Source organism: Haemophilus paraphrohaemolyticus, assembly GCF_002015045.1.
Taxonomy (GTDB): domain Bacteria; phylum Pseudomonadota; class Gammaproteobacteria; order Enterobacterales; family Pasteurellaceae; genus Haemophilus_A; species Haemophilus_A paraphrohaemolyticus.
Genome location: NZ_MUXX01000011.1, coordinates 1 through 11,260 on the forward strand (window position 1 = coordinate 1; position 11,260 = coordinate 11,260).

Consider the following 11,260-nt stretch of genomic DNA (forward strand, 5'->3'; position numbering starts at 1 on the left):
CAATTCAGCTGACCCCAGCCCACCAAAACGAAAAACTAAGCGGTTCGAAAAGAACCTATAAAGCCTTGAGCCACAACGGTTTGAGGCTTTTTTATTAACCTAATCAAACCTAAATGAATATGCCAAAGCCTAGATTTTTAGTAGGAAGTTTAGTAGGCTCATTCTTACACTATAAAAAATGCTCCTACTAAAAATGGGTCGTCGGCTCGATCCCAATTATCGGACAGGGTGAAATAGGACAATAAAAAAACCTTAAACCGTTGTGGCTCAAGGCTTTATAGGTTCATTTTGAACCGATTAGATATTGAATTTGGTGGAGATAATCGGGATCGAACCGACGACCTCTTGAATGCCATTCAAGCGCTCTCCCAACTGAGCTATATCCCCGTAAGTGGTTGAAATAATAAATTCCACCACAAATTCTGTCAAGCGTAATTCTTAAAATTATGCTTGTTTTTGAATAAAGTTGATTGCTTTTTGTACACGTGCAAGAGTACGTTCACGACCGACTAATTTTGCTGTGATGTCCATAGATGGCGATTGACCTGAACCCGTTACGGCTAAACGGAATGGCATACCCACTTTGCCCATACCGATTTCTAATTCAGTGGCAGTTTGGTTCATCGCATCGTGGATTACTTCAACTGTCCAATCGGTTAAAGCGGTCAATTTTTCCAATAGTTTTGCAAGTGGTGCAATCGCTTCAAGTTTGAAGTTTTTCGCTGCAGCTTTTTCATCGTAAGTTTCAAACTCTTCATAGAAATAACGGCTTGTAGCAGCTAATTCTTTTAAGGTTTTTGCACGTTCACTTAACACAGGAATGATTTCTGCTAAAGCTGGCCCATTTGCGGTGTTGATACCTTGTTCTGCCATATGCCATTCAAGGTATTTCGCAACGTGTTCTGCAGGCAAGTTACGCATATAATGTTGATTCAACCATTGTAATTTTTCAGTGTTGAACGCACTTGCCGATTTGCTGACCGAGTGAATGTCGAATAATTCGATCATCTCTTCACGGGTGAAGATCTCTTGATCGCCGTGTCCCCAACCTAAACGCACGAGGTAGTTAATGAGGGCTTCTGGTAAGTAGCCGTCATCACGGTATTGCATTACGCTTACTGCACCGTGGCGTTTTGAGAGTTTTTGACCGTCGTCGCCGTTAATCATTGAAACGTGTGCATAAGTCGGAATGGGTGCGCCCAATGCTTTTAAGATGTTGATTTGGCGAGGAGTGTTGTTGATGTGGTCTTCGCCGCGTACAACGTGTGTGATGCCCATATCCCAGTCGTCCACCACCACGCAGAAGTTGTAGGTTGGTGAACCATCGGTACGGCGAATAATTAAGTCGTCTAATTCGCTATTGCTAATTTCAATGCGACCACGCACGGCATCATTGAATACAACTGAACCTTCAGTTGGGTTTTTAAAGCGTACAACGTGTGGTTCATCAACCGAATGGCTGCGATCGTGCAAGCAGTGGCGGTCGTATCGTGGTTTTTCTTTGTTTTGTTCTTGTGTGTGACGAAGTTCTTCTAAACGTTCTTTGGTGCAATAGCAGCGGTATGCTAAGCCTTGTTCGATCATTTGGTCGATTACTTGATTGTAGCGGTCAAAACGCTTCGTTTGGAAGTAAGGGCCGTGTTCCCAAGCAAGATTAAGCCACTCCATACCCTCAAGGATTGCTTGAGTAGCTTCCGGGGTTGAGCGTTCTAAGTCAGTATCTTCAATGCGTAATACAAATTCGCCATTGAAATGTTTAGCGTATAACCAAGAATAAAGTGCCGTACGCGCACCGCCAACGTGTAAATAACCTGTTGGACTAGGGGCAAAGCGGGTGCGAACTTTTACATTTGGATCTAAAGGGAAAAGGGGTTCAATGTTCATCTTATTGCCTATTTAATTGATATATTTAAGAAAAGATTTATCTATTTTACTATTGTTAAGAGATGGGTTAAAGGCAAATAATCCGAAAAAAATGCCAAATTGGCATAAAAAATCGGCAAATAAATCATAAAAAGAGAAAATCCGTTTGACGGGCGATGAAAAATCCCTATAATGCACGACACAACAACGGGCGATTAGCTCAGTTGGGAGAGCACCTCCCTTACAAGGAGGGGGTCACTGGTTCGAGACCGGTATCGCCCACCACTTTCTTTTGTGGTTCGTTGTTACAATCTAATATATTTTGAAAATGGGCGATTAGCTCAGTTGGGAGAGCACCTCCCTTACAAGGAGGGGGTCACTGGTTCGAGACCGGTATCGCCCACCACTTCAACGTGTATTCATTTTCAAATTCCCATTAGTTTAAATGCTTATCTTAAGTGGGCGATTAGCTCAGTTGGGAGAGCACCTCCCTTACAAGGAGGGGGTCACTGGTTCGAGACCGGTATCGCCCACCACTTATTTTAGTGTTTAAACTAGTCGAGACTTCAGTTTCGGGCGATTAGCTCAGTTGGGAGAGCACCTCCCTTACAAGGAGGGGGTCACTGGTTCGAGACCGGTATCGCCCACCACTCTTATTTTCCTTATATATAGTGCGACCGATATCGTTCCTTTTATATAAACTTCTAAACTAGAAATTAGGCATAGTAGACAAAAAAGTTGCTAATGTTTATTTTTCTTCAAAAAGTGTGCTTAAAGCTTTGTACTATAAGTCTTTAAGCCACTTTTTAGCAACTATTTTGTCTACTATGCCAAAAATTATCAATAGGGTAGCAGTTAAATTTACCTAAATTTTGTAAATATTTTTTAGAACTCAACCGCTTGCAACTTTTTATTTCTCTAAAAACGCCTGAAAATTCGCCCACTCTCTTAGCATATCACTGACGCCCAAATCATACATTGCTTGCAACTTATTCGGATCTTTCTCTACCCGTTTTATGCTTAAATCAACAGAGGGACGGATCACAAAGATTTCTCCTTTTTCGGCTTGCTCAATCACGTTTTTGACTTGTTGGTTATACATTACATAGCGATTATTTACGGCTTCAGCAAATTTTGGATATTGGCGATACCAAAGTTTAGCAAGTAGCGGATTAGGCTTGGATTTTCGGTAATCAAGCGTGCGAGTAAGTACCACGATGATTTTGTCGTAGCCCATTTTTTTCATTTGTTCAAGTGGGATGGAGTCGGCAATCGCACCGTCAAGATAAGGTATACCATTTATTTCGACAGGCGTTGAGACATAAGGCATTGCGGAAGTGGCTCGTAGCACTTCCATTTGAGCCAGTGGATCAGTCAGTTTGACATATTCTGCCTGAGCTGTGTTCAGATTAGTAATAGTGGCGTAGAAATCTATTTGCGTTTGCTGGAAAGTGGCATTATCAAAAATATCATGTTTGAACGGGACTTCATAAAAAGCAAACTCTTTGCTGATGATATTGCCCGTTTTGATGAGATTTTTAAGGCTCACGTATCTGTCATCTGGCATAAATTTTTTATTGTAGCGAATTGCTCGTCCTTTCTGCTTAGAAGGATAATTAACACCGAATAACGCTCCTGCTGAAACGGAGATAACACCATCCACCCAGAAATCTTTGTCTAAAAAAGTATCCAGCACGCCTGCGGTGTACATTCCTCGCATTGCTCCGCCTTCGAGCACTAAGCCAATTTTCATCTGCTTTCCTTAAATTATTATTTGAAATAGTTGTATTTGTTATAAAAAAATGGCGGACTAAAGTCCGCCGTTGGCATCTGTATATTAAAGATTACGCTTTTTTCAAAAACTCCGATTTCAGCATAATTTTGCCACAATCTACGTTGTGGTCGCCATTTACTAGGCGAATATTTTTGAATTTTGTGCCTTTTTTCAACACTTCTGATGAGCCTTTGAGTTTTAAATCTTTAATCAATAACACATCATCACCATCAGCTAATAAATTGCCGTTGCTGTCTTTGACGATCAATTGATCTTCATCGTCTTCAGCCACTTCTTCGCCTGTCCATTCATAAGTACAATCTGGGCAAACGAATTGGATCGAATCGTGGTAGGTATTTTCGCTGTTACATTTTGGGCAAGCTGGGAATGTCATTTTTAGTCCTTAATGTTGTAAAATTTGGCATTTTATAACGAAATCGTCTAAAAATATAGCTCTATTATGTCGTAGGGTGGGCTAAAAGCCCACCCTACAACTAATTACATCATCGCTGAAATATATTTCAACATTACCCCAGCAGCAATGGCTGAGCCGATAACACCTGCTACGTTTGGACCCATTGCATGCATAAGGAGGAAGTTTTGTTTGTCGTATTCTTGACCAACTTTATTCGACACACGCGCTGCCATTGGCACGGCAGAAACGCCTGCGGAGCCGATAAGTGGGTTGATTTTATCTTTGGTGAATTTGTTCATCAATTTCGCCATTAATACACCGCTTGCTGTACCGATGCCAAAGGCAATCACGCCAAGCACTAAAATGCCGAGGGTTTGTGGTTGTAGGAATTTATCCGCCACTAATTTTGCCCCTACAGATAAGCCTAAGAAGATGGTTACGATGTTGATTAACGCATTTTGAGCGGTGTCATTTAAGCGTTCTACTACGCCACTCGCACGCATTAAGTTACCAAAACAGAACATACCTAGTAATGGGGCTGCATCTGGCAATAAGAGTGCCACTAACACCAACAACACGATTGGGAAGAGAATTTTCTCACGGTTGCTGACTTGGCGACCTTGCACCATACGAATGCGACGGTCTGCATCGGTCGTTAAGGCTTTCATAATTGGCGGCTGAATAAGTGGTACTAATGCCATATAAGAGTAAGCGGCTACTGCAATCGCACCCAGTAATTCAGGGGCGAGTTTACTTGCTAAGTAAATCGCAGTTGGGCCGTCCGCGCCACCGATAATGCCGATTGCTGCGGCTTGTGGCAGAGTGAAATCAATCACGCCAATCCAGTTAAGGGCTAACGCACCTAGCACGGTGGCGAAGATCCCAAATTGTGCTGCAGCCCCTAAAAGCAAGGTTTTCGGGTTAGAAAGTAGCGGGCCAAAGTCGGTCATCGCACCTACGCCCATAAAGATCACCAATGGTGCTACGCCATAGCCAATTGCTACTTTATAGAATAACGCCAACACGCCAGCGGTGTAGCCCATATCGCCTGCGATGACTTCAAGTTCGTTTTGCACAGACGGCAATGCTAAAGCAATCGCTTCTTTTAAGCTGTGAACGTCGATGCTTGGACTGTTTACTTTGGCGGCAATAATTGCCAATTGTTCAGGTGTACCTTGGTGTAAAAGATTATCGAGAGCTGTCATCGCCATACCCGCTTCAGGAATGTTCGAGAGTAATCCCCCAAAACCAATCGGTAAGAGCAGAAGTGGCTCAAAGCCACGGGCAATCGCCAGCCAGAGGAGTAACAGGCTTACTGCAATCATCACCGCTTGCCCCCACTCCATATGCATAATGCCCATACCTTGGAAAAGTGCAATAATGCTGTCCATATTTTGTCCTTTTTCTTGTCGCAATATGTGCTTTCTATGTAGGGGCGTGTTGCACACGCCCTTTCACATCATTCGAAATATCAGAGTGTGTGCAACACGTTCCTACAATAATATTAAGCAATGCTCATCATTACTTGTTCAACCGCCACAGAGTCGCCTTGCTTGATGCTAATGCCTTGCACTCTGCCCGATTTAGCTGCGCAAATTTGGGTTTCCATTTTCATCGCTTCAAGAATGAGCAACACATCGCCTTCAGCCACTTGCTGACCTTCTGCCACTTCCACTTTTAAGATAGTTCCCGCCATTGGGGCTTTCACAGGTTCAGTATTTGCAGAATTTGGTGCAGATTGCACCGCTTGTGAGGCTGCCGCTAGAGCTGTGGTTGGGGTGATATGAGTAATATCGCCACCTTCGCTCACTTTCACCACAAAGGCTTTGCCTTCAAGTTCTACGGTGTAAACGGCTGGTTCGCCTGCTTTTGCAGCTGGAGCTTGAGAAGCGATCGGTTTTTCTGCAGGTTTTGCAACCTCTTCGCCTGTTGGTGCAGGTTCAAAGGCAGCTGGGTTGTTGCGGTTTTCTAAGAATTTCCAGCCCACTTGTTGGAAGAGTGCCACGATTAACACATCATCAACGACATTGCCTGAAAGCGTAATGCCTTTTTCTTTGGCTTGTGCGGTTACTTCTGCCACTAATTTATCCCATTCCGGGGCAATATGATCCGCTGGGCGGTCGGTTAATGGTGCAGCACCTTCTAACACACGGGCTTGTAATGCCGAATTCACTGGGGCTGGGGTTTTGCCATATTCGCCTTTTAAAATGCCCGCAGTTTCTTTGGCGATGGTTTTGTAGCGTTCTCCCATCAACACGTTCATTACCGATTGTGTACCAACAATTTGTGAGGTTGGTGTCACTAACGGTATGTAGCCCAACTCTTCACGCACGCGTGGAATTTCTCGCAATACAAGGTCGAGTTTGTCAGAGACATTTTGTTGGCGGAGTTGATTTTCAAGGTTGGTGAGCATTCCGCCCGGTACTTGTGCCACTAAAATACGGCTGTCGATACCACGGAGTTGTCCTTCAAATTTCGCATATTTTTTACGCACATTGCGGAAGTAAGCGGAGATTTTTTCTAATGCAGGAATGTTCAAACCTGTGTCGTATGGGGTGCCTTGTAAGGTGGCAACGATTGACTCGGTGGCTGGGTGTCCGTAAGTGCCAGACATAGAAGAGATGGAGGTATCTACGCCATCTACGCCCGCTTCAATCGCTTTTAACAACGCCATTTCCGCCATCCCTGTGGTAGAGTGGCAGTGTAAGTGAAGCTCTACATCAAATTGTTTTTTGATGGCACTCACTAATTCTTGTGCCGCCATTGGGGTGAGAATGCCCGACATATCTTTAATCACAAGCGAGTTGATACCGATTTCAAGTAGTTGTTCTGTTACCTCTAACCACGTTTGCAGCGTATGCACAGGGCTAGTGGTGTAGCTCAACGTACCTTGTGCATGTGCACCTTGTTTTTTGACCGCTTGTAGGGCTTGTTTCATATTGCGCGGGTCGTTAAGTGCATCGAACACGCGGAACACATCCATACCGTTTGCCACAGAGCGTTCGACGAATTTATCGACTACATCGTCTGCGTAGTGACGGTAGCCCAATAAGTTTTGACCGCGTAAAAGCATTTGTAGCGGGGTGTTTGGAATCGCTTTTTTCAATTCACGTAAACGCACCCACGGATCTTCTCCTAAAAAACGAATGCAGCTATCAAAAGTTGCTCCGCCCCATGCTTCTAAAGACCAATAGCCGATTTTGTCAAGTTCGGCGGCAATCGGTAACATATCATCTAAACGTAAACGGGTTGCGAAAAGAGATTGATGAGCATCGCGTAATACCACATCAGTAATGGCAATTTTTTTTGGTTGAGTTGTCATAATTCAAATCCTTCTGATAATTTATAAACCTTGTTTTCTTCTGTGATGTGCAATGGCGGCAACAATCATGGGGCGTAAACGCTCGAGATCATCTTGAATAGGTGGCGTTGCCAGTTGGGGTTTGCTTACGGGAGCGGGGATAGGTTCGGGAAAATATTGATTGATGAGCTTAGACATCAAAGCGATGGCATAGATCAGGATGAATAAGAAGAACATCACAAATCCCATACCAGAAATCATCAAATTAACACCTTCGCTAAAGAGTTCTGCATTGGTCATAGTATTTCCTTACCGTGATTGATGAATAATTGAAGAATAATCGTGAATGAATTGGGGTGCAAAGGGTTGAAGTGAAAAGTGTGGAGTAGATCACAAAAAAATTTAATCAAAAAAATCAAGCGGTTCATTTTTTGGAAAATTTGCAAATGTTTCCTCAAAAATAACCGCTTGTGATTCTGCTTATTTCGTTATGGGAAGAAAGGGAAGAAAATAGGAAGCAGTATCATTGACACGATAATGGTAATGGCAATGAGTGGTAAACCTACTTTAGTGTAATCAATAAAACGATAGTGACCCACAGAAAGTACCATCGTGTTGGCTGGTGTACCGATTGGTGTTGCGAAGGCACAAGATGAGCCGATTACTACTGCCATCAAAACCGCACGCGGATCAGCAGCGAGCGAGCCTGCAATGGAAAGTCCAATTGGGGCAAGAAGAGCAGCCGTTGCGGTGTTTGACATAAAGTTAGTCAGTAAGCAGCTTAATAATAAAATGGTGAGCAGTAACAAGGAGGGATTGGGATTATCGCCTAGTAAGCCTAAAATCAAATGTGCGATGTCAGCACCAGCTCCAGTGCGTTGTAAGGCATCTGCAAGGGCAAGGGTTCCTGCAAATAAGAAGACTACTTGGCTATCAATCGCTTGATAGGCTTGTTTTTCGGTAATGACGCGCATAATTACTAAAATCAAGGCACCAATACAAGCCGAAATATAGAGTTTGATGCCGATCACATCTTCAAACACCATCGCAAGTAGCGTACCGACAAGTATTAATAATGACAAATATTGTTTCCATTGAGGGATGGGATTGTGGTGATTATGGAACGCATTGTATTCCTCTTCTTCCACGTGAACGTTGGGTTGTGCAGGCAAGAAGCGATAACCGATAAAAGCAAAGTAGAGAATGCCCGCCACTAAAATCGGTAATCCTAATTTTGCGTATTCGAAGAAGGCAAATTTTAAACCAGTTTGTGATAATACACCTTGCACTACCAAGTTGTTTGGTGAGCCGATAAGTGAAAGGTTGCCTCCAAGTGTGGATGCAAATGCCATTGGCATCAACAAACGTGAGCGTACAAAGCCCGACTTAGAAGAAATACCGAGAATAACAGGAATGAGAATGGCTGCTGTGCCCGTGTTGGACAATACGCCAGACATCAAGCCAGTAATGACCATTAGCACAACCATCAATTGGCGTTCACTTTTAGCAAAACGGCTGACTACGCCGCCAATTTTGTTCGCCATACCTGTTTCAAACAAGGCACCACCGATCACAAACATTGCGACGAATAAAATCACGTTGGTATCGACAAAACCTAAAAAGGCTTCTTTCGCAGGCAATACTCCTGTGACAGCTAAACCAACGGTTACCACCATTGCGGTAACAGCAAGCGGTAGTTTTTCGAGTGCAAACATCAAAACGGCAAAGCCGAGAAAACAGAGTGTAATTACACTTGGAGTCATAGATAAGCTCCTCTAAAGGATTGCAATTTAGCTTGCTATCATACCTAACTTGAGGGGGATAGGATTGATCCAACGCAATAAAAGGCAGGTTTGGAGCGAAATAGATTAAAATAAACACTATTTTTGGTTGTTTCCTATCTGGTTTGATCTGTGTTTCGTAAGATTTCATTACGTTCACGTAAGTAAGTAGCAAAACGGGGCTTACCTTGTTGTGTTAAACCACGATATCGGTAAGTGATTTGACTACCAATCGTAGGTGGGTTTTCTCGTTCTTTATTTTTAAAGCCAGAACCAATTCGAAAACGTCCGCGATGATTTTCACAGGTAATTGCACCAAGACGATTGGCGTGTTTGCCTTTTCCTTGATGATGAGCAACGACAGTGCACTCTTCATCAGCTGCAGGTTTTATTTTCAGAATTTGAGCCGAACGACCGCGAATATAGTGTGCATTCGGATTTCTTACCACCACACCTTCACCTCCTTGGTTCAAAATTGCTTGGTAGAATTGCTGTAAATGTGCCTGATCTTGAATGGGAATTTGTGAAATAATCTGAATATAAGGCGTTGGATGTTCCCGCAGATAATTTTCTAAGGTTACCAAGCGTTCAAACAGGTTTCCCGCTGCATTTGGCACATCGAAAACGTGTAGCTTCAACTTATACCAGCCTTTGGGTTCAGCGGAACGAATGATACCAGAAATGTCTTCAAATTTGCCTCGTTCGCTAAAAAGTTCGCCATCAATCGCAAAAGGCGGAAAATTTTTCAGGAAATAATCGGGCGGGTTGAAAGGATTTCCTTGACGACTGATTAATTGCTTGCCGTCCCAATAGGCTCGCACACCATCAAGTTTTTCGCTCATTACCCAACCTAAAATGTCTTGATTTTTGTACTCTTGTAAGAGCATTAAATCAGATGATTTCGCAAGGGTTGCAAGCGGTAAGGAAAGGAAAAGAATTTGCCAAATGAGCCGTTTGAACATAAAAAGTGCCTCCAAAATGGAAGCACTATAAAAGAAAGGAAAATAGCGAACAGAAAATTTTGTGAAATTTTCGAGCGAGATCGCAAAAATAATCAGAAATTTGACCGTTTGTAGGCTATTTGACTTTTTGAATCAGGGCTGAAATACCTTCTTCCGCGAATTCTTCTTTTTCTGCCATCGCGACAATTTGCTCGTGAGTATATTTTGTTGCGTTATAAACTACTACGATACTGGTGTCGCCCACTTGCAAGAAGTTGGTTTCGCCAAACGGGGTGTAGCGAGTTGCCCCTATGCTGATAATCGCTTGAGCTGGATAATTCGCTTGTTTAATCAATTCTGCAATGTGATTCATTGGACCTTGATCGGGCTGGTTGTTCATTTTGTCGATAATCCAGTTCAACAATTTTTGGTGGAAGTAGCTGTAGCTGACGGCTGGGCTGTCTTCGCTATAAGTGTTAAGCTTGCTATCGCGCTTGTGGAAGCAAGCAATGTTATATTGGTCAAGGTTTCCGCCTTGCTCGAATTTACCTAAAGCGATTTGGGTGGCAGAAATACCTTTAGAATTTACACCCCAGTTTTTCTTTTCACAGATTTTGCGTGCGTTTGGACGGCGGATTGAGCAGTCGTTATAAGCTGCAAAATGGGTTGGGATTAAGGTAACTACTTTGCCATTTTGATATTCAATGTTACAGATTAAAGCAACTTCGGGCTCAATTTGCAGATTGTCTGCATCGTTTGGGAATGCAATAGTGTCGTGTGTTAAAGGATAATTAGAAAGAAATTGTTCAGTTGGTGAAAGTGTTTCACTTGGCACATAGAAAGGGAAAATCGCTTTTGGCTGGATTGCCTCTTCGGTTTTTACTGCTACGAAATCTGCCGCTTCGCCCGCTTGTTCTAAATGCCCTGCAAAATTGCCTGCTACGCCAAAGCCAATGAAATCTTTAAATGTCATAAATAAAAAGTACCTTAATAGAGTCAGAAAATGAAGATACTTTAAAGGGATTTACTCCGAATTACAATTATTAGAAAAATCCTTCTGCTAAAATGTATAGAAAATTATCAAAAAATGGTATTTATTCATACTTTTCGCATAAAGTTTCAACAGGCGGAAGATTTTTTAAAATTTTTTGCAAAAAGTGCTTGCGCGAGTTTTATTTTTCTCTA

Annotated in this window: 9 protein-coding genes and 5 tRNA genes; 4 read left to right on the top strand and 10 right to left on the bottom strand. The window is 42.8% G+C overall.

Annotated elements, in window-relative coordinates:
• Window positions 1-311: 311 nt before the first annotated feature.
• Both B0184_RS05630 and gltX read right to left on the bottom strand, forming a co-directional pair.
• Window positions 312-387, bottom strand: a tRNA-Ala gene (locus B0184_RS05630).
• A 57-nt stretch (window positions 388-444) separates the two neighbouring features.
• Complete coding sequence (gene gltX, locus B0184_RS05635; protein WP_005707692.1) at window positions 445-1,884, bottom strand: glutamate--tRNA ligase; 1,440 nt, start codon at window positions 1,882-1,884, stop codon at window positions 445-447.
• A 188-nt stretch (window positions 1,885-2,072) separates the two neighbouring features.
• On the opposite strand from gltX, the gene B0184_RS05640 reads away from it, so the two are divergent.
• The 4 genes from B0184_RS05640 (at window position 2,073) to B0184_RS05655 (ending at window position 2,513) form a co-directional block, all read left to right on the top strand.
• Window positions 2,073-2,148: transfer RNA gene (locus B0184_RS05640), tRNA-Val, on the top strand.
• Window positions 2,149-2,193: 45 nt separating this feature from the next.
• Window positions 2,194-2,269: transfer RNA gene (locus B0184_RS05645), tRNA-Val, on the top strand.
• 54 nt (window positions 2,270-2,323) lie between these two features.
• A tRNA-Val gene (locus B0184_RS05650) sits at window positions 2,324-2,399 on the top strand.
• A 38-nt stretch (window positions 2,400-2,437) separates the two neighbouring features.
• Window positions 2,438-2,513 (top strand) — tRNA-Val (locus B0184_RS05655).
• Between the two features lie 260 nt (window positions 2,514-2,773).
• On the opposite strand, the gene B0184_RS05660 is transcribed toward B0184_RS05655, so the two are convergent.
• From B0184_RS05660 to B0184_RS05695, 8 genes are all read right to left on the bottom strand, one after another.
• Window positions 2,774-3,616, bottom strand: a complete 843-nt coding sequence (locus B0184_RS05660) for a patatin-like phospholipase family protein (protein ID WP_005707724.1) — start codon at window positions 3,614-3,616, stop codon at window positions 2,774-2,776.
• Between the two features lie 91 nt (window positions 3,617-3,707).
• Window positions 3,708-4,031 (bottom strand): zinc ribbon domain-containing protein YjdM, encoded by a 324-nt coding sequence (locus tag B0184_RS05665; protein WP_005707712.1) that lies wholly within the window; start codon window positions 4,029-4,031, stop codon window positions 3,708-3,710.
• A 104-nt stretch (window positions 4,032-4,135) separates the two neighbouring features.
• The gene (locus tag B0184_RS05670) at window positions 4,136-5,443 is read right to left on the bottom strand and encodes a sodium ion-translocating decarboxylase subunit beta (protein ID WP_005707698.1); all 1,308 of its coding nucleotides are present in this window, start codon (window positions 5,441-5,443) and stop codon (window positions 4,136-4,138) included.
• A gap of 113 nt (window positions 5,444-5,556) precedes the next feature.
• The gene (gene oadA, locus B0184_RS05675; RefSeq protein WP_005707755.1) at window positions 5,557-7,374 is read right to left on the bottom strand and encodes a sodium-extruding oxaloacetate decarboxylase subunit alpha; all 1,818 of its coding nucleotides are present in this window, start codon (window positions 7,372-7,374) and stop codon (window positions 5,557-5,559) included.
• A 21-nt stretch (window positions 7,375-7,395) separates the two neighbouring features.
• Entirely contained in the window at window positions 7,396-7,653 is a 258-nt protein-coding gene (locus B0184_RS05680) for an oxaloacetate decarboxylase subunit gamma (protein WP_005707756.1), read from the bottom strand.
• A gap of 188 nt (window positions 7,654-7,841) precedes the next feature.
• Window positions 7,842-9,116 carry a sodium/C4-dicarboxylate transporter SdcA gene (gene sdcA, locus B0184_RS05685; RefSeq protein ID WP_005707760.1) on the bottom strand — a complete coding sequence of 425 codons (1,275 nt, stop codon included), beginning with the start codon at window positions 9,114-9,116 and terminating at the stop codon, window positions 7,842-7,844.
• Between the two features lie 134 nt (window positions 9,117-9,250).
• Window positions 9,251-10,096, bottom strand: a complete 846-nt coding sequence (locus B0184_RS05690; protein ID WP_005707686.1) for a DNA ligase — start codon at window positions 10,094-10,096, stop codon at window positions 9,251-9,253.
• A gap of 115 nt (window positions 10,097-10,211) precedes the next feature.
• Complete coding sequence (locus B0184_RS05695; protein ID WP_005707705.1) at window positions 10,212-11,048, bottom strand: DUF5718 family protein; 837 nt, start codon at window positions 11,046-11,048, stop codon at window positions 10,212-10,214.
• Window positions 11,049-11,260 lie beyond the last annotated feature (212 nt).